This window comes from Streptomyces sp. NRRL B-24085 (assembly GCF_001282115.1).
In the GTDB taxonomy this organism is placed as follows: domain Bacteria; phylum Actinomycetota; class Actinomycetes; order Streptomycetales; family Streptomycetaceae; genus Streptomyces.
This window is the reverse complement of sequence record NZ_LJBR01000037.1, coordinates 1-17,724: the sequence shown is the minus strand read 5'-3', so window position 1 is coordinate 17,724 and position 17,724 is coordinate 1. Positions and strand designations below refer to the sequence as shown.

Annotated in this window: 18 protein-coding genes and 3 pseudogenes; 11 read left to right on the top strand and 10 right to left on the bottom strand. The window is 70.2% G+C overall.

What is annotated here, in order from left to right:
- Position 1 precedes the first annotated feature (1 nt).
- The 5 genes from AOJ26_RS05310 to AOJ26_RS05290 are packed head-to-tail and all read right to left on the bottom strand — an operon-like array spanning position 2 to position 4,793.
- The gene (locus AOJ26_RS05310; RefSeq protein WP_053846993.1) at positions 2-1,366 is read right to left on the bottom strand and encodes an FAD-binding oxidoreductase; all 1,365 of its coding nucleotides are present in this window, start codon (positions 1,364-1,366) and stop codon (positions 2-4) included.
- A gap of 8 nt (positions 1,367-1,374) precedes the next feature.
- The gene (locus AOJ26_RS05305; protein WP_053846992.1) at positions 1,375-2,343 is read right to left on the bottom strand and encodes a cyclase family protein; all 969 of its coding nucleotides are present in this window, start codon (positions 2,341-2,343) and stop codon (positions 1,375-1,377) included.
- Positions 2,340-3,344, bottom strand: coding sequence for an amidohydrolase family protein (locus AOJ26_RS05300; protein WP_053846991.1), 1,005 nt, complete (start codon positions 3,342-3,344; stop codon positions 2,340-2,342). Before AOJ26_RS05300 ends, AOJ26_RS05305 begins: the two co-directional genes overlap by 4 nt.
- Entirely contained in the window at positions 3,341-4,465 is a 1,125-nt protein-coding gene (locus AOJ26_RS05295) for an FAD-dependent monooxygenase (RefSeq protein ID WP_053846990.1), read from the bottom strand. The genes AOJ26_RS05300 and AOJ26_RS05295 overlap by 4 nt, the downstream gene beginning before the upstream one ends.
- A 31-nt stretch (positions 4,466-4,496) precedes the next feature.
- Positions 4,497-4,793, bottom strand: coding sequence for an antibiotic biosynthesis monooxygenase family protein (locus AOJ26_RS05290; RefSeq protein WP_053846989.1), 297 nt, complete (start codon positions 4,791-4,793; stop codon positions 4,497-4,499).
- Positions 4,794-5,021: 228 nt separating this feature from the next.
- Here AOJ26_RS05290 and AOJ26_RS05285 point away from each other — a divergent pair, with 228 nt between their 5' ends.
- From AOJ26_RS05285 to AOJ26_RS05260, 6 genes are all read left to right on the top strand, one after another.
- Positions 5,022-5,984, top strand: coding sequence for a fumarylacetoacetate hydrolase family protein (locus tag AOJ26_RS05285; RefSeq protein ID WP_053846988.1), 963 nt, complete (start codon positions 5,022-5,024; stop codon positions 5,982-5,984).
- Positions 5,981-6,916, top strand: coding sequence for a VOC family protein (locus AOJ26_RS05280; RefSeq protein ID WP_053846987.1), 936 nt, complete (start codon positions 5,981-5,983; stop codon positions 6,914-6,916). The genes AOJ26_RS05285 and AOJ26_RS05280 overlap by 4 nt, the downstream gene beginning before the upstream one ends.
- A gap of 28 nt (positions 6,917-6,944) precedes the next feature.
- Positions 6,945-8,246: a histidinol dehydrogenase gene (gene hisD, locus AOJ26_RS05275; protein WP_053846986.1), complete on the top strand. Its 1,302-nt coding sequence runs from the start codon at positions 6,945-6,947 to the stop codon at positions 8,244-8,246.
- Positions 8,243-9,013 carry an SDR family NAD(P)-dependent oxidoreductase gene (locus tag AOJ26_RS05270; RefSeq protein ID WP_053846985.1) on the top strand — a complete coding sequence of 257 codons (771 nt, stop codon included), beginning with the start codon at positions 8,243-8,245 and terminating at the stop codon, positions 9,011-9,013. Before hisD ends, AOJ26_RS05270 begins: the two co-directional genes overlap by 4 nt.
- A 291-nt stretch (positions 9,014-9,304) precedes the next feature.
- Entirely contained in the window at positions 9,305-11,212 is a 1,908-nt protein-coding gene (locus AOJ26_RS05265) for a hypothetical protein (protein ID WP_234358446.1), read from the top strand.
- Between the two features lie 170 nt (positions 11,213-11,382).
- Entirely contained in the window at positions 11,383-11,889 is a 507-nt protein-coding gene (locus tag AOJ26_RS05260; protein ID WP_053846983.1) for a hypothetical protein, read from the top strand.
- 160 nt (positions 11,890-12,049) lie between these two features.
- On the opposite strand, the gene AOJ26_RS05255 is transcribed toward AOJ26_RS05260, so the two are convergent.
- From AOJ26_RS05255 to AOJ26_RS44115, 4 genes and pseudogenes are all read right to left on the bottom strand, one after another.
- A complete protein-coding gene (locus AOJ26_RS05255) occupies positions 12,050-12,361 on the bottom strand; it encodes a hypothetical protein (protein ID WP_078959750.1) in 312 nt (103 codons plus the stop codon).
- Positions 12,358-12,543: a hypothetical protein gene (locus AOJ26_RS05250; protein ID WP_053847039.1), complete on the bottom strand. Its 186-nt coding sequence runs from the start codon at positions 12,541-12,543 to the stop codon at positions 12,358-12,360. Before AOJ26_RS05250 ends, AOJ26_RS05255 begins: the two co-directional genes overlap by 4 nt.
- Positions 12,544-12,910: 367 nt before the next feature.
- A pseudogene (locus tag AOJ26_RS43765) lies at positions 12,911-13,036 on the bottom strand (IS5/IS1182 family transposase); the annotation flags it as partial.
- 72 nt (positions 13,037-13,108) lie between these two features.
- A pseudogene (locus AOJ26_RS44115) lies at positions 13,109-13,243 on the bottom strand (MarR family transcriptional regulator); the annotation flags it as partial.
- 261 nt (positions 13,244-13,504) lie between these two features.
- Here AOJ26_RS44115 and AOJ26_RS05245 point away from each other — a divergent pair.
- The 4 genes and pseudogenes from AOJ26_RS05245 to AOJ26_RS05230 all read left to right on the top strand — a co-directional run bounded on the left by AOJ26_RS05245 (position 13,505) and on the right by AOJ26_RS05230 (position 16,346).
- On the top strand, positions 13,505-13,918 hold the full coding sequence (locus AOJ26_RS05245) for a GlcG/HbpS family heme-binding protein (RefSeq protein WP_053846982.1): 414 nt from the start codon (positions 13,505-13,507) through the stop codon (positions 13,916-13,918).
- Positions 13,919-14,001: 83 nt separating this feature from the next.
- Positions 14,002-14,525: pseudogene (locus AOJ26_RS05240) on the top strand (aldo/keto reductase).
- Between the two features lie 115 nt (positions 14,526-14,640).
- Positions 14,641-15,435, top strand: a complete 795-nt coding sequence (locus AOJ26_RS05235) for an SDR family NAD(P)-dependent oxidoreductase (protein WP_053846980.1) — start codon at positions 14,641-14,643, stop codon at positions 15,433-15,435.
- Positions 15,436-15,998: 563 nt separating this feature from the next.
- On the top strand, positions 15,999-16,346 hold the full coding sequence (locus AOJ26_RS05230; RefSeq protein ID WP_053846979.1) for an SCO0607 family lipoprotein: 348 nt from the start codon (positions 15,999-16,001) through the stop codon (positions 16,344-16,346).
- Between the two features lie 103 nt (positions 16,347-16,449).
- Here AOJ26_RS05230 and AOJ26_RS45160 read toward each other — a convergent pair whose 3' ends face one another.
- Entirely contained in the window at positions 16,450-16,872 is a 423-nt protein-coding gene (locus tag AOJ26_RS45160) for an STAS domain-containing protein (protein ID WP_373413158.1), read from the bottom strand.
- 101 nt (positions 16,873-16,973) lie between these two features.
- On the opposite strand from AOJ26_RS45160, the gene AOJ26_RS45015 reads away from it, so the two are divergent.
- Positions 16,974-17,432, top strand: a complete 459-nt coding sequence (locus AOJ26_RS45015; RefSeq protein WP_324613961.1) for a glycosyl hydrolase — start codon at positions 16,974-16,976, stop codon at positions 17,430-17,432.
- The last annotated feature ends 292 nt before the right edge of the window (positions 17,433-17,724 follow it).

Below are 17,724 nucleotides of genomic sequence, written 5' to 3'. Positions count from 1 at the left end.
CTCACTGCTCCCAGTGGTTGGTGTTGGTGACGGCCCCCGCGCTCAGATAGCCGGCGAACAGGCCCTTGGGGTCGCGCACGGCCCGGATCTCCTGCAGCCGCCGCCACTGCTCGTCGCCCATGAACTTCAACTGCCGTACCGTGAAGTCGGAATCCCCCAGGTACTGGCCCGCCGTCACCGGCTGCATCGCCGCCATCGCCTCGTCCAGCCAGGCGCGCAGCTCGGCGTCGCGCTCGGGCCCGTCGTGCACGACGTAGGTGGCGCAGTAGATCTCCGACTGCAACGAGAAAGCCATGTCGGGCAGTTCGCGCAGCGGGGCCATGGAGAACCAGATGGTGAAGGTCTGCGGGGTCGGGTGCTCGGTAAAGGCCTTGCGGATGGCCGGGACGACGTCCGAGGCTCCTCCGGTCAGCCAGGCGTTGTCCACGAAGTATCGGTGGCCTTCGGGGTTGGCCTCCCGCTGGCCGTGAATCTGCTCGGCGAGCGTGGTGGGTCTGGCCTCCACGCGGAACAGCGCACGGTCCGCGTACGGGTTGGCGTGCAGCGGCGCCAGCGCCTCGGCGGCCTGCTCCGGGGTGTCGGTGAAGGACAGGCCGGTGACCAGCAGGACGTGTTCGTCGTATTCCGGGAGCGCCTGGGTCACGGCGACGATCTCGACCAGGTCCGAGACGGTGTGGTGGGTCTCGTGCAGCCACGTCATGACTTCGTCGAAGAGGTCGAGGGGGTAGGCGTGCACGGTGTGCGCGAGGTGTCCGGGCAGCGGGCGGGTGCGCAGGTGGAAGCGGGTGACGACACCGAAGAAGCCCGGTCCTGCGCCGCGCGCCGCCCAGAACAGGTCGCTGTGGTGCGTCTCGTCCGCGCGCACCAGCTCGCCCTCGGCGGTGACGACGTCGATCGCCACGATGTTCTCCGCCGCCCACCCCCAGCCGCGTGCGTTCCAGCCCTGCCCGCCCTGGAGCAGGAAGCCGCCGATGCCGACGGAGGGGCAGTGGCCGCCGTTGAAGAAACGCCCGAACACGCCCAGGAACGGGTTGAGTTCGTCGCCGCCCTTGACGCTGGGGGTCGCCGTGGCTATCCGGGTGTCCGGGTCGTACGCCATTTCGCGGAAGCCTCCCAGGTCGATCAGCAGGGCGTCCCCGCGCACCGACCAGGCGGCCCAGCTGTGCCCGCCGGAGCGGACGGCGACCTGCCAGCCGCGCTCCAGGGCGAGACGCACGCCCTCGACGACGTCTTCCTCGGTGCGGGCTTCCAGGACGGCCGCGGGTCTGCGGTCGGTGGGTCGGCGGGCGTTGAAGACCCGCCCGAGGCAGGCCTCCTCGAAGCCTTCGTCGCCGGGGAGGTGCAAGGTGCCGGAGAATCGGTTCATGGCGGTGCTCACTTGATCGCGATCGGGTTGACGGGGGCGCCCACCGCGCCGGTGACCGGCAGGGGTGCGGCGACCAGCAGGAACTCGTAGACGCCGTCGGCCGCGCAGTCCTCGGCCAGCGCCTCCAGGTCCCACATCTCGCCCAGCGGCAGGCCCATGTTGGGGATGGCGATCTGGTGCAGCGGGGACATCGCCGGCTCGGTGAACTCGTAGGGCCGCACCTCGAGTCCCCAGGTGTCCGAAGCGATCGCCGCGATCTCGGTGCGGTGCAGCCAGCCCAGCGTGGTGAACGACAGCCCCGGCGCGTCGCCGGCCGCGTAGGTGCCCCATGCGCCGAGCCGCCGTACCCGACCGATCTGGCCGGTGCGCACGAGCACCAGGTCACCGCGGCGGACCGTGGAGGTGGCGCCCTGCGCCTCGATCGTGTCGCGCAGGTGCTCCTCCATGATGGGGAAACCGTCCGGGAGTTCGCCGTGTCCGTCGCCGACCGCGCGGCCCACGTCCAGCAGTACGCCGCGCCCGGTGAAGGCGTCCCTCATGTGCTCGATGCCGGTGACGGAGTCACCGTTGCCGTTGACGATGGTGCACGGACGGCCGTTCCACGCCTGCTTGTTGTCGTAGATGTGGCCCAGCCCGTCCCACTGCGTGGATGCCTGGAGGGGCATCACGATGTGGTCGTCCGCGCCGCCGAAGCCGTGCGGGAAGCCCTGCGTGCCGGCCGCCGCGTCAGAGCCGGTGTCCTTCATGTAGTGCACGGGGTTGATCCGACCGCGGAAGCCGCGCTGCGGACCGTCCTCGTTGAACTCCAGCGACAGTGAGAAGGAGCGCCCGCGTCGCACCAGCCCCGCCGCGTGGGCGCGGAGCGAGCCGTCGATGAAGTTGAGCGTGCCCAGCACGTCGTCCTCGCCCCAGCGCCCCCAGTTGCGGTAGGCGGCACGGGCCTTGGCGAGCTCTTCCTCGATCGGGCCGAGGGTCATCGGGTACGTCCTTTCAGCAGCAGGTCAAGGGCGTTGCCCCCGGCGATCGCGGCACGGTCGGCCGGCGCGAGTCCGGCCGCGTCCAGGCGGACCAGCGGGTCGTCGACGCCCATGTCGAAGGGGTGGTCGGTGCCGAGCACGACCCGGTCGGCGCCCACCTCCTCGACCAGGTGACGCAGGGCGCGCGGGGTGTAGACGAGGGCGTCGAACCACATCCGGCGCAGGTAGGTGCTCGGCGGCTCGGCGCAGCCGCGGGCGTCCTCGCGCACCCGCCAGGCGTGGTCGGAGCGTCCGATGTACGTCGGCAGATAGCCGCCGCCGTGCGCGGCCACCAGCTTCAGCCGCGGGAAGCGGTCGAGGACCCCGGTGAAAATCAGGTGGGAGAGCGCGACCGTGGTCTCCACGGGCTGGCCGACGGTGTTGCCGAGGTAGCGGGTCGCCAGCCGCTCGCCCAGGGAGCAGCCCCAGGGGTGGACGAAGACCACCGCGCCCAGCTCCTCGGCCCGGCGCCAGACGTCGTCGTGCGCCGGATCGGCCAGCTCCCGCCCCTCGACGCTCGTGGACACGCTGATGCCGTACAGGCCGAGTTCGGTGATCGCCCGGTCCAGCAGGGCGACGGCCAGGTCCGGGTGCTGGAGGGGGACAGTGCCCAGCCCGTACAGCCGCTCGGGGGCCGCACCGCAGTGCGCGGCGACCGCCTCGTTGACCCTGCGGGCGAGGTGGGCAGCCAGGCCGGGGTCCGCCCAGTAGTGGTGCATCGGCATCGGGCCGACCACCTGCGCGTCCACGCCCATCGCGTCCAGGTCGGCGAGACGCTCCACGACGCTCGTCAACTTGCCTGCCAGACACTGGAGTTGGGCGCGGTTGGCGGCCAGCGAGGCGGAGGAGTGGGCGCGCTGCTCCGCCGCCAGCTCGGCGGCGAGGCCCGGTGTGCCGGCGACCAGCGCGTCGGCGGCCGGGACGGCCAGATGGCCGTGGAAGTCGACGACCGGCGTGTTCATGCGGCCGCCGTCAGCGACTCAAGGGTCTCCGACATGATCCGGGCGGGATCGGCGCCGGGCGTGCCCGGATGGATCTCCCACTCGGCGAGCTGCAGGGAGTTCTCCAGCACCATCCGCACCCGCGGCAGCCGGCGTGCCATGAAGTGGCCGAGGGCCCGCTCCAGCGGCTCGTCCCCGGTGACCAGCTCTGCCAGCAGCACCGCGTCCTCCATGCACATCGCGGCGCCCTGCGCGATGAGTGGCGGACAGGCGTGGGCCGCGTCGCCGACGACGATCGCCCGGCCGCGGTGCCAGTCCTCGTCGACCAGAACCGCCTCGATCCAGCGGTAGTCCACCGCCGTGTCGTCGGGCAGCGAGGCGACGATCTTGCCCCAGATGCCGTCGTAGCCGGCGCCACGCTCGCGCATCAGCGACAGCGGGGCGCGCGGGCCGACCAGGGAGGCGTCGAGGTTCTCGTCCAGGAGGTAGGCGTAGCACTGGTCGGGGGAAATGGGGCTGTAGCCGGCCTTGAAGCGCGGGCCGCCGTAGTAGACCTCGGCGCAGTCCATCTCGGCGGGGCGCTGGGCGACCACCCGGAAGATCGACATGCCGACCGGGCGCGGCCGGTGCGGGAAACCGATCAGGGCCCGCATCGCCGAGTTGATGCCGTCGGCACCCACGACCAGGTCGTAGCGGCCGGTGGAGCCGTCGGTGAAGGTCACGTCGACGTGGCCGGGCGACTGGTCGAGCCGCTCGGCGCTCAGTCCGAGCCGGACCCGTACGCCGTGCGCGTACACGGCGTCGCACAGCGCGCTCTGCAGGTCGCAGCGGAGCGCTCCCGCCGTCGAGGGCAGGTCGGAGCCCCCGGTGTGCGGGGTGGGCAGCTCCATGATCAGCGAGCCGTCCGCGCGGCGCAGCCGCATGATGTCGAACGGCACCGCCCGCTCCAGCACCCGCTCCAGCACGCCGACCGAGCGCAGCGCCTTGAGCGCGTTGCCCTGGATGGTGATGCCGTGGCCCACACCGAACCACTGGGGGGAGATCTCGACGAGGTCGACGTCGGCGCCGCGTTGGGCAAGGGCGAGGGCGAGCACACTTCCGGTGATGCCGCCGCCGACGACGAGCACCTTCTGTACGGGCATGGGCGATCCTTGGGGCGTAGGGAGGGACGGGTCAGCGCGGGCTGACTTCGTGGTAGTGCTCGACGGCCGGCGGCTCGGCGAAGAACGGGCCGACCAGGGCCCGCCAGCGGCCGAAGCGGTCGGACTCGCGGAAGCCGACGGTGTGGGCCTCGACCGACTCCCAGCCGACCAGCAGCAGAAAGGTCCGGGGCCGCTCCGCACAGCGCAGCAGTTCCGACCAGTGGAACCCGTCGGCTTCGGCCAGCACCTGCCGTGCCTTGCCGAAGACCTCCTGGAACTCCTCTTCCCGGCCGGCCTCCACGGTCAGCAGGGCATGCTCGACTACCACGTGTCTCTCCTCGGGTGGTGGGGTGCTCCGAGCCTGCGTGGACGGTCGATGCACGGTCAACGGATCGAGTCATCGGCAAGGGTGACGTCATCCATCCCGTACGGCGATGGAGGCCCAGTTCAGGGCCGGGCGGGCCCGTGATGGCAGGCATCGCGAACGGCCATTTCCGCCGCCCGTGCGGGATGCCTAGCGTCGAAGGCGAACCCACCCGTACGAGGAGAGCCGCCCGTGCCCGATCCACTCCCCCACGCCGGACCGTTCGCGCTCGGCACGTTCCGTGCCGGTGCCGGCCCCTTCCCGGGCCTGGTCACCGGCGCCCGCGTGCGCGACCTGTCCGGCCATGTGCCCTCCACCCGCGCCCTGGTGGCCGACTGGGACGCCTGGCTGCCCCGCCTGGAGGAGCTCGCCCGGTCCGCCGACGGCCCCTGGCACGACCTGTCCGCGCTGCGCGTGCTGCCCCCGATCGAGCCGGGCCAGATCCTGCAGAGCGGCGCCAACTACCGCAAGCACGTGGTCGATCTGGTCGCCGCCGAGAAGCAGAGCGTGCACGGCGCCACCCCCGAGGAGGCCCGCGCGGACGCCGAGAAGATGATGGACGAACGGATCCGCCACGGCGTCCCCTACGTCTTCCTCGGCTCACCGCGCGCTATGTGCGGCGCCTACGACGACATCGTGCTCCCGGCGCTCGGCGAGCAGCACGACTGGGAGCTCGAACTCGCCCTGGTCATCGGGAAGACGGGCCGCGACATCCCGGCCGACGAGGCGCTGGGCCACGTGGCCGCCTACACCATCTGCAACGACCTCACCACCCGCGACCGCCTCTACCGACCCGACCTCAAAGCCATCGGCACCGACTGGTTCACCGCCAAGAACGCCGACACCTTCCTGCCCACCGGCCCCTTCCTCGTCCCGGCCGCCTTCGTCGGCGACCCGAACGACCTGCGGATCACCCTGCGCCACAACGGCGTGGTCCGGCAGGACGAGTCCACCAAAGACATGATCTTCGACATCCCTCGGCTCATCGCCTACGTCTCCACGACCACCACCCTGCTCCCGGGTGACCTGCTGCTGACCGGCTCCCCGGCCGGCAACGGCGCGCACTGGGGCGTCTTCCTCGCGCCGGGAGATGTCCTGGAGGCGGAGATCACCGGACTGGGCCTCCAGCGCAACACCGTCAGGAGCCACGCATGAGCTTCCAGCCCATCACCCACCTGCGCCATGTCGACCTGGCCGTACCGGACTTCGAACGGCAGCGGACCTTCTTCGGCACCACCTGGGGCCTGACGGAGGTGGCGAACGACAGCGGGATCGCCTTCTTCGCCGCCGAGGGCAGCCCCGAGCAGTACGTGGTGCGCGTCCGCGAGGACCAGCGCAAGCGCATGGACCTGGTGGCCTTCGGGGCGGTGTCACAGGCGGCGGTGGACGAGCTGGCGCTGCGGCTCGGCCGGGCCGGCGTCCCACTCGTCCACGAGCCCAAGGACTTGGAGACACCCGGCGGCGGCTACGGGCTGCGGTTCTTCGACCCGGACGGCCGGGTCGTCGAAGTCTCCGCGGACGTCGCCACCCGCACCCACCGCAAGGTCGAGGAACGGGAGGCCGTTCCGGTACGGCTCTCCCACTGCGTCGTCAACTCCCGGAATCCCGAGGCACTGCGCGACTTCTACGTCGAGCACCTCGGCTTCCGGCTCACCGACACCCTGTACTCCACGCACATGGGTGACCTCATGTACTTCCTGCGGTGCAACCCGCTGCACCACTCCTTCGCCATCGCCCGCGGACCCCATGTCTCCCTGCACCACGCCTCGTTCGAGATGCGCGGGGTGGAGGAGTACATGCGCGGCACGGGCCGGGCGCTGCGCGCCGGGACCCGGCTGACCTGGGGGCCGGGCCGCCACCTGGCCGGCGACAACACCTTCTCCTACTTCCACGACCCGCACGGCAACACCGTGGAGTACACCACCGAACTCGCCGTCCTCGAAGAGGACCTTTGGCACCCGGGCCGGCACGACGTCGACGACCCGCTCACCCAGGACCAGTGGGGCACCGCCGACCCGATGAGCGAATCGGTCGCCAAGGAGCAGTTCAACGACCCCGACGTGCTCTTCGAAGCGCCCCCCGTCTGATCCGCCCACCCGCAGAAAGGCCGCAGTTGTGGCAGAGATCCTGAAGCATGCCGTGCCGAAGGCGCAGGTCGCCGCCTCCCTCGACCAGGTCCGCGAGACCGTGGCCGGCGTGATCGCGGACATCCGCGAGCGCGGGGACGCTGCCGTGCGCGCGTACTCCGAGAAGTTCGACAACTGGAGCCCCGGCTCCTTCCGGCTGAGCGACGAGGAGGTCGAGAAGACCGTCGCGTCGGTGCCCCAGCAGGTCATCGACGACATCCGGTTCGTCCAGGACCAGGTGCGCTCCTTCGCCCGCCACCAGCTCGACTCCCTGCGGGAGTTCGAGGTGGAGACCCTGCCGGGCGTGCGGCTCGGACAGAAGCACATCCCCGTCCAGGCCGCCGGCGCCTACATCCCGGGCGGACGCTACCCGCTGACCGCCTCCGCCCACATGACCATCGTCACCGCCAAGGTGGCCGGGGTGCCGCGCGTGGTCGCCTGCACGCCGCCCATCCGCGGCGAGATCCCGGCCGCGACCGTCGCCGCCATGCACCTGGCGGGCGCGGACGAGATCTGGCTGCTCGGCGGGGTACAGGCAGTCGCCGCCATGGCCGTCGGCACCGACTCGATGCGCCCGGTCAACCTGATCGCCGGCCCCGGCAACGCCTACGTGGCCGAGGCCAAGCGGCAGCTGTTCGGCGAGATCGGCATCGACCTGTTCGCCGGGCCCACCGAGATCCTGGTCCTGGCGGACGAGCAGGCCGACCCGTTCGTCTGCGCCGTCGACCTGCTCTCCCAGGCCGAACACGGCCCCGACTCCCCGGCCGTGCTGATCACCACCTCCCGCGAGGTCGCCGAGCGCACCGTCGCCGAGGTCGAGCGGCTGCTGCCCGGCATGCCGACCCGCGACTTCGCCCAGCCCGCCTGGCGCGACCACGGCCAGGTCCACGTCGTCGACTCGGTCGACGAACTGTACGCGCTGGCCGACGAGTTCGCCTTCGAGCACGTGGAGGTGCTGACCGCCGAGCCGCGGCTCGCGCTGGAGAGGATGACCCAGTACGGGGCCCTCTTCCTCGGCGAGGGCACCTGTGTGTCCTTCGGCGACAAGGTGATCGGTACCAACCACGTGTTGCCGACCCGGGGCGCCGCCCGCTACACCGGCGGTCTGTGGGTCGGAAAGTACCTCAAGACGGTGACCTACCAGGAGGTCACCGACACCGCCTCGCAGGCCCTGCTCGGCCGGGTGTGCGGACGGGCCTCGCGGGTCGAGCTGTTCGAGGGACACGCGCGCTCCGGTGACGTACGGGCGGCGCGGGCCGCCGGGGACGAACTGCCCTGGAATCGCGCATGACCCTCGTCGGCCGTACGGCGCTCGTCACCGGCGGCGGCGGACCGCTCGGGCGGGCCTTCGCGCTGGCGCTGGCGGGCGCGGGCGCGCGGGTCGTCCTCGTCGGCCGCGGCGAGCGGGCCCTCGCGGACGCGGCGGAGCGGGTGGCCAAGGACGGCGGCGAGGCCCGCACGGCGGTGTGCGACGTCTCCGATCCGTCGTCGGTGGCCGGCCTCGCCGCCGAACTGGCCGGTGAGGAGGTCTCGTTGCTCGTCAACAACGCCGGTGTCGCGGGCCCCGTGCGGCCGCTCGTCGACATCGGACCCGACGAGTGGGACGACGTGTTCGCGGTCAACGTCCGCGGTGTCTACCTCATGTGCCGGGCCTTCCTGCCGCCGATGATCGCGGCCGGCCGGGGTGACGTCGTCAACGTCGCCTCGGTCAGCGGCAAACGCCCGCTGCTCAACCGCTCCCCCTACACCGCCTCCAAGATGGCGCTGCTGGGACTCACCCGGACACTGGCCGGGGAGGTCGGTCCGCTGGGAATCTCCGTCAACTCCCTCTCCCCGGGGCCGGTGCGAGGTCCGCGCATGGACCGCAACTTCCGGCTCACGGCCGAACTGACCGGCTGCACCGTCGAGGAGGCTGAACGCGACTTCGCCTCCCGAGCCGCGCTCGGCCGTCTCGTCGAGGAGGACGAGGTAGCCCGGGCCCTGCTGGCGATGCTGGCGATGCCCGGCCTGTGCGGGGCCGACATCGACCTGTCGGCGGGGATGATCGCACCCGCGTAACCACAACGGAACACGAACGGCGAGGTGGACGGCGTACGCGCCGCCCGCCTCGCCGTCATGCGCGGGCCCGTCACCACCCTGTGACCACTCTATGTGACCGCCATGGAACCAGCCGCCCGATCTCAGGCATCGGGTTCCGGCATGGGTGTGCGCAGCGCCTATTCCCTGCTTCTGAACGCTGCTTCACTCCCTCATGCGCACCCCAGGTGCCCTTTTCCGAGCCGTCGTCGCCCCCCTCGCAACGACGGACTCGTCACGCTGCGCCACGACGCACCAGAACCGTGGGAAGGCATGAAAATGACGCTGATCACCCGACGCTCCCTCCTGATCGCCGGCACGGCAACGGCAGGAACCCTGCTGGTCCCGGCCGCCTCCGCCACCGCCGCACCGAAGGCGACCGGCAACCAGACCTCCGTCGGCTCCGGAGAGGCGTACGAGCTCCCGGCGACCACCCGGGTGAGCCGGCTGACGATCGCGGAGGGCGGGACGATCGTCGCCCCGGAGGGTCACAGCCTCACTATGACCGTGGACGGCGTGGAGACCGGCCAGCTGCTGACCGAGACCGGCGGCACCGTCACGCTCATCCAGCCGGGCAGCTACCGCGGCGACGTCGTCCTCACGGTGGCCGAGGCCAACGAGGTGACGTACGAGGCGCTCACCTTCCCCTTCCGCCAGGCCCTGTACGTCGGCGGCGACGGCGTCGACCGCGACAGGTCCGTCCTGTCCGCGGTGCTCGGCGGCCGGCTCACCGACTCCGCCGCCCGCAACGTGTCGATCACCTCGACCGGCGAGTGCTTCGACGGCGTGTTCGTGCAGGACGCCACCTACACACTGGATCGGCCGACCATCTCCCTGAGCGGCAATGGACGTTGCGACTTCGCCGGGTACGGCGCCGCGGTCGTCGGCGACGGCTCCGCCACCAAGCTCGTCGTGGACGGCGCCCGCATCAGCACCAAGGGCGTGGTGCGCACCGGCGTCATCTCCAACGACGGCGCCACCGTCGTCGTCAAGAACTCCTCGATCCGCTGCCGCAACGGCGAACTCCCCGCCGACTACCAGGCCACCGTCGAGACGCCGTACATGGAGTCGGTGCCGTGGATGCTCGGACTCGACGGAAACGTCCGCGCCACCAACCTGATCGGCAAGAACAGCACCTCCACCTACATCAACTCCACCGTCTTCTCGGAGACATGGGGAGCCCTGTCGGTCGAGGGCGGCAGCGGGCTCAAGCTGACCACGATCAACAGCCACGTCGGCAACACCGGTGCGTACGGCTACGGCACCTACGCCATCGGCGACGCCACCGTCCGCGTCCTCGGCTCCCGCTTCGACGTGGGCAGTTACGCGACCATCATCGCCGGCCCCGCGGCGGTCGTGCACTACGGCGACAGCACCGCGAAGGCCGTCGCCGCGCTCAACACCGAGCTCGGACTCGGCCTCGGCTCGGCCGAGCTGGCGGCCATCCCGGAGCGCAGCACGACCGTGAACTCCGGGCACTTCGGTTACATGTTCTTCGGCGCCGGGACGCTCACCCTGGACGGCGGCACCGTCGTCAACTCCGAGCGGGCCACGTTCCTCAACAAGAGCCAGCAGACCGCCATCACCGTCGACGGCTCCCAGGGCGCCCGGCTCAACCCGCGCGACGGGGTCATCCTGCAGATGATCGAGCTGGACGACCCGGGTCCGGTCAACGTCGACGGCAAGATGCTGAACGTCGGCGTCTACACCGAGCCTACCGACGATCCGACGAAGGACTCCTCCTTCGACACCACGGCCGTCCACCCCTCCGACGGAGCCGCCACCTTCACCTCCATCGCACTGAGGGGCGACTTCTACAACGGCCTGCGCAAGGGCAAGAACATGGTGCTGACCTTCGACGACTCCACCGTGGAGGGCGTCATCTCGGCAACGAGGGCCAAGCACCGCGTCTCCAGCATCGACGCGTCCATCTTCTACGAGCTGGGCATCGTCACCAACACTGCCCAGGCCGCCGTCAACAACGGCGCGATCGTCAAGCTGGGCGGCGGCTCGACCTGGACGGTCACCGGCACCTCGTACCTGACCTCCCTCACCCTCGCCTCCGACGCGGCCGTCAAGGCACCGCTCGGCAAGACGGTAGCCATGACGGTCGACGGCACCGAGACAGCTATCGCCGCCGGTACCACCTACACGGGGGCGATCACGCTGATCGTGGCGTGACGTCCCGCGGTATGTCCTCCCCGGACACGGGTCCGTCGTAAAGGACTCCGTGTCCCGGAGAAGCCGCCGCCCGGTGCCGGCGTGGGTTCCGGCCGTATGCCCAGCGTCAGCTCGGTGGCCACCTCGGTGCCGTTCATGCCGCTGCCGCGCGCCACCGTGCGGGCCGCAGAATGGCCGAGGTGGAAGTGGCCCCGTACAAGAAGGAGTACGGCGGCAAGACCTCGGTCACCTACCTCCCGCGACGGCGACGATCGAGACGCAGTCCGTGCCGCTGGTCGTCCGGCTGCCGGGCCGCCCCGACCAGGAGAAGGAGGCTCGGCTGCGGGTTTCACTGGAAGGGCGGCGGCCACCAAGGCGTCCTGACTACCGCCCGGGAATCGGCAACCGTTCAGTCGACCGTCGGCGAGGCCCAGGTAGTCGCCAAGCATGGAACCGCCACCGACGGCGGGACCATCGCGCTGGGTTACCTTGAGTTCCGCGTTCTGGGCCTGCACCATGCCGAGGACTTCGATCGACCGCGCCATCGGCTGCGGCAGATCCGCCAGATCCTCGTCCGTCAGGACAACCACGCGGCTATCGGGCACCTCGGACCCTCTGGGCACGTCCGAATACAGCACCTCAACCGCCTCAGCCTGGCAAAGCGTCGCCTCCGAATCCTCAAGCCGTCTTTGACATGAACCTGCCTACGGGGTGCGGTGTGGCGGCGTGCACCGAGTCCGGAATGCTCACTAGGCCGAACGTGATCGGCATCCGTGCGATCGCTGAGGCGGCAATACGCCCGTTGAATGCCCGACCAACGCAGTCCGCACATGGAGGCCGCTCCCTACGGCACCCCGCCTACAGGTCGAGGACCGCGCGGAGGGCGTTGTCGACGAGCTCTTGCTGCTCGGGGCCGATGTTGCCGTGCAGCGTGCCGGTTTCGAAGCGGATGGCGGAGAGCTGGAGGAGGTTCACAGCTACGAGGGAGGCGTCGACCGGAGTGGTCAGATGCACGCTCATGGCCGTGTCGGGATGCTGTGCGGGAGCATGGAGGACGAGGACGACTACAGCGTTGTAGGCCTCGGCGAGGCCGTCGAGGCTGACGACGAGAACGGTGCGGGTGCCCTTGCCGGTGTCGACGTCCCAGACGTCGCCCTTGCGGATGGTCACAGGGCGTCGCCCTCGCCCGCGAGATCGAGCGGAGCGATGGTGGCGAGTTTGCGGGCGGCATCTAGCGTCATCTGCCGACGCACGGCGCGCACGATGTAGTCGTTCAGCGAGGGGGCGTCGGCCGCAGCGTCCCGCAGCGGCTTGTCCATGGCGTCGGGGATCCGCAGGGTGATGGCAGTCATGATGCCAAATTTAGTGGCAAGAAGGCCGTCACGGAAGCGGACCCTCACGACCGGCGCTGCGGCGCGCATCGTCGGCCGCCCGTCGTACGGGCGGCGCCGCGCAGTGGTGCGAGTGCGTTATGGCTGCTCCATCCCCAGGGCCCGCCGCGCAGCCTCCCGGAAGGCGCAGTCTCGGAGCGCGTTTCGCGACCCGGCTCAGGGGGCCGCAGGTCCGGGCGGTTCTGGGGCCGGCCTCGGCACCCTGCAGCCCAGGTGAGATCACTCGGGAGGAAGGTCAGCGGAGCGAGCAAGGAAGTGCAGGGGCTCCCAAGGCATTACGCCGCTGGCCAGGCCCCAGTGCCGACACCAACCTTAGCTTCAACCCCGGCACCTCGCGGTCCGGCATTGCTTTGCGGCCGGGGTACCGGCACCTGGGCGCACGCGGCGGCAGCAACGGTTCCAGACGGTCCCACAGCTCATCCGACACGCTCGGCGGGGATGTCCCCACGTCCAACCGAACGCCTGACTCCCCCCCTCGAACACGCCCATCAGGACCGACTCACCTCATTGTGTCAGCCGTTGTCAGCCTGCCGAGCGCCTCCAGGAGCGAGTACTGGCGCGCATTCAGCTTGTGCTCCGCCTGAAGTGCGCGTTCGATGCGGCTCCTCATCCGGCCGTGCAGCAGTGAGAGGGTCGGCCAAGGGTGCGCCGGTGCGGTCATAGCCGGGTCGGTGGCCGTCCTGTCCCCGCTCCCTCGATCTGACCTTGCGAGCGAGGAACCCAGACCGGCCAGAAGCACCGGTGCATCACCAGTCGCTATACCCGCGCTTGCAAGTATCAGGCGGCTGCAACTATTGTTGCCCTCGTAAGGCGCAAGCCGCGCTTCCCGCCAGGAGGGTTGTCGCCGCGACTCTTGCACCGTCCGAGGAGCCTGACGGCCGCGACACGCAGCCGTCCATCCCCCACCGTAGGAAAGTGACCCATGAGCACCACCGTGACCCCGTTGACCACAGCCGACGCCGAGACCCTCATCGCCGCGGCACGCCGCGCCGCCGACGAGGCGGGAGTGCCCGTCAGCATCACCGTTCTCGACGCCGGAGGGCACCTGCTGGCCTTCCGCCGTGACGAGCGCGCCGTACTCATCTCCGGCGAGACCAGCACCGCCAAGGCCTACACCGCCCTTCAGCTCAACGCCCCCACCGCCGAGGTCGCCGACCTGGTCAAGCCGGAGGGCCCCTTCCATTCGCTGCCCACCGCGCTGAACAAGCCCCTGCTGTTCATCGCGGGCGGAGTGCCCGTCCGCCGCGACGGTCAGCTCGTCGGCGCCCTCGGGCTCGGCGGCGGTGCCCCCGAACAGGACCACGTGTTCGCTCAGACCGCGCTCGAGGCCCTGTGACCCGTGCCGAAGGACACCCACGGCACAAGTGAAAGGCTCCACGTGACGGCCATCCGAGCGTGACGCTCAACAGCGGCGTGGTCATGCCCCAGCTCGGCTTCGGCGTCTTCCGGGTTCCCCATGAGGAGACCCTCCGCGCCGTCGGCGGTGCCCTGTCTGCCGGATACCGCAGCATCCACACCGCCTCGGTCCACGGCAACGAGCGGGGCGTCGGCACGGCCCTTGCCTCCTCCGGCCTCCCCCGCGAGGACATCTTCATGACGACCGAGCTGTGGAACGACGACCAGAGCAAGGACAAGGCGCCGGACGCGTTCGACGCCTCCCTGGAACGGCTCAGATCGAGCTGCACCCCGCCCTCCAGCAGGACCAGCTGCGCGCCTTCCACGCCGAGCACGGCATCGCCACCGAGGCGTGGAGTCCTCTGGCCCAGGGCGCGGTCCTCACGGACGAGCCGATCGTTCTGATCGCCGGATCGCACGGCGTGTCCCCGGGGATCCGGCAGAACCTAGACGTCCTCGGCTTCGAGCTGAGCGACGCCGACATGGACGCCATCGCGGGACTGGACCGCGGGCTGCGCACCGGCCTCGACTCCGCCACCCTGAACTGAACCACCGCCCCGAGCGCCCGCCCCGTCCCTCGTGTCACGGAAACAGGCGCTCGGGGTACCTGCCGTCCACCGGCAACGATGTACAGCCCCACACCCGCGACAAGGAGGACCCATCGTGCACATCGACCTTTCCGGCCGCACCGCCTTGGTCACCGGCTCCACCCAGGGCATCGGATACGCCATCGCCGTCGGCCTCGCCCGCGCCGGCGCCCGGGTCGCCGTCAACGGCCGCAGCACGGAGCGCGTCACAGCCGCGGTGGACCGGGCGCGGGTCGACTCCGGAAGCGACGACGTCATCGCTGCCGTAGGCGACCTGGCGACGGAAGAGGGCGCTGCGGCCGTCCTGGAGGCCGTCCCCTCGGTCGACATCCTGGTCAACAACCTCGGCGTCTTCGGCTCCGCCGCGCCGCTGGAGATCGATGACGCCGAGTGGCGCCGCTACTTCGAGGTGAACGTCCTCTCCGCCATCCGGCTCATCCGCGCCTATCTGCCCGCCATGACGGCACAGGGCTGGGGTCGCATCCTCAACCTCGCCAGCGACTCGGCCGTGGTTATCCCCGCCGAGATGATCCATTACGGCATGACCAAGACCTCGCTGCTCGCCGTCAGCCGCGGCTTCGCCAAGGAGGCAGCTGGCACGGGTGTGACCGTCAACTCCGTCATCGCCGGCCCGACACACACGGGCGGCGTCGAAGACTTCGTCCGTGAGCTGGTCGGTGACGAGTCGCCCTGGGACGAGGCGCAGCGCGAGTTCATGATCAAGCACCGCCCGCAGTCCCTGATCCAGCGCCTCATCGAGCCAGAGGAGATCGCCCACATGGTCGTCTACCTCGCCTCGCCCTACGCGTCAGCGACCACCGGCGGCGCCCTGCGCGTCGACGGCGGCTACGTCGACTCGATCCTGCCCTGACACCTCCGGCACGGTTCGGTCCCATATCTCACCGTAATGGTCCGCGTGCGTCGCGACGGCCCGGTCACCCGAACTGCCTACCCGGAGGTGCCGCCGCGCGTCGCATACGCGCTGACCGGGCTGGGCCCACCCTGCTCGACGCGGTCACCGCCCTGACCGACTGGGCGGGCACCCACCACGACGAGATCACGCGCAGCCGGGCTCACTACGACAGCGAAGCCCGTGGCAGCTGATCCGCAGGCGGTGCGTTCCGCCGTCGAGAGCGAAGAGATGGCTCGCAGGGGCCGTCCGGGGCCCACGGCCACCCGAGGTCAGCCGGAACGGGTCTGCCGTCCGACAGAGACCTTGGTTGCACCGCGAGCAGGGCGGCCCCCGGCGGACTGGGCACACGTGCGCACTCCCTGTTCCAGCGCTGCACTGCCGCGTGTTTCTCCTCGCTCGCCTGACACGAGCCAGTCGAACACGTTGAGCATCCGCGCAGGTGCCCTTGAGTACGCGTACTCAGGAGACGGAGGCAGGTCGGCAGCGAGAGTAAGGACACACCGAACAACGGGAGGAACACCATGAACGAGCGCCGCATCGCAGGCCGCCCCGCCTCTGCATACGCCTCGCGGCCCGTACGAGGGCGTGTCGCCGCCGCGTTGGCGAGCGCGGCCGCGCTCGTAACGCTCACCGGATGCGGTGGCTGGGAGTACAAGGAGAACATCTGCGGCAGCGATGAGTACCCGGTCCTGTCCGTGGGCTCGACGGGCCAGGCCTGTGTCCAGGAGGGCAAGGAGCCCGACGCCGGCTACACGAGATACCCCGAGGGCAAGGTGCCGCAGGAGGTCGGGGACAAGTGGGACGTTTACTGGGACACCCACACGCTCGACGAGGACGGCAAGACCGTCAAGGTGCCGTCCGGAGGCTGACCGACCGGACATCCCTGCTGGTCGCCACCATCCTCTCTGCCACGGTGGCCGGCGCTGGTGAAGTCATTGGGCAGAGCGGTGCCCGCGATGGTCTGATACGCCGTCACCGATGCGGTCGCTCCCCAGCGGGAGCCTGGCGGAGGTGGGCGTTGTTGCGGGCGTCCCAGCCGTAGGGGGTGGTTTCCGTCAAGACGGCCGAGCCAGCGCGTCTCGCACCGCGTCGGCGGCTGTCGGATGCACGGGAGAGGGTTCGTCCACGCCGGTGAGGCTGAGCATGCGCTGCAGACGGGTCGGTACGCCGACAATATCGACCGAACCGCCGGACGGCTGTGTGCCAGATCCCGATCAGGCCGCTCAGACCGGTGGAATCGCAGAAGCCGATGCGGGAAAGGTTTAGAACCAGACAAGTAGGTTCATATCGGACCAATTCCGCGACCCGATCGCGCAGCCCACGGCCGCTCCGCACGTCCAGGTCATCGATGAGAGTGGCGAGTGCGACGCCTTCACAAGGTTTCTCGACGGTCATCTCGACGTCAGTCATGGCAGGTCATCCCTCCTGTCACTGCCCGACCGCGTCTGAGGCCGCGGAAGGGCTGGGCGGACCGGTGAGCACTTCGTCGTCGCGGGCTGCCCCGTCCATCGGGACCGACAGCGCCAGCACGGCGACATCGTCCCCGGCACCTCCCGGCATCGTTTCCAGCAGGGCGACGGTGTCCTCACCAGGGCGGTGGCCCTGACCGGACCGGTGCGCTGGCGCAAGCGCACTGGTACGGCGGTGACTTCCGCACCCCGCAGGCGGTCGAGCAACTGAGGTCGTGCCTGACGCAGGTGTACGCGCGCTATCACAAGCCGAGCTGGCTGACCGAGTACGCGCTCATCGATTTCTCGCAGGGACGCGGTTCCCGTCCGCGGCGCAACAGGCGGCGTTCGTCACCGCGTCCACGAACATGCTGGACAGCCTGCCCTACGCGCATCGCTACGCCTGGTTCGGGCTGGGCGCGGACCCGTCGAAGCCGAGCAGCGGACTGTTCACGGACGGCACAACGACCACGACTGCCGGTCGGGCCCTTCCAGGCGGCGCGCTGAGGCGAAGCGAGGGCACCGGCCTGGGTGGCTGCTTTCGAGGTCTCCGTTAGGGCGACCAGGTCGGTGCCTGGCCACAGCTCATGGAGAGGCGCAGCTCACTTGCACAACTGTGCGCTGAACGGGGAGGTCTCACGCTCGCCAGCGGCCGACGTGGGCAAAGTGAGCATCCACCATCAGAGAATTACAAAGTTTGCGCGACATATTGCGTACTCCTGTTACCGGTGCTTGAGTATGCGTCGCCCGCCGCAGCCCCCTCCCCGCCCCCACCTCAGCGGGTGTGCGTGTTCCGTAC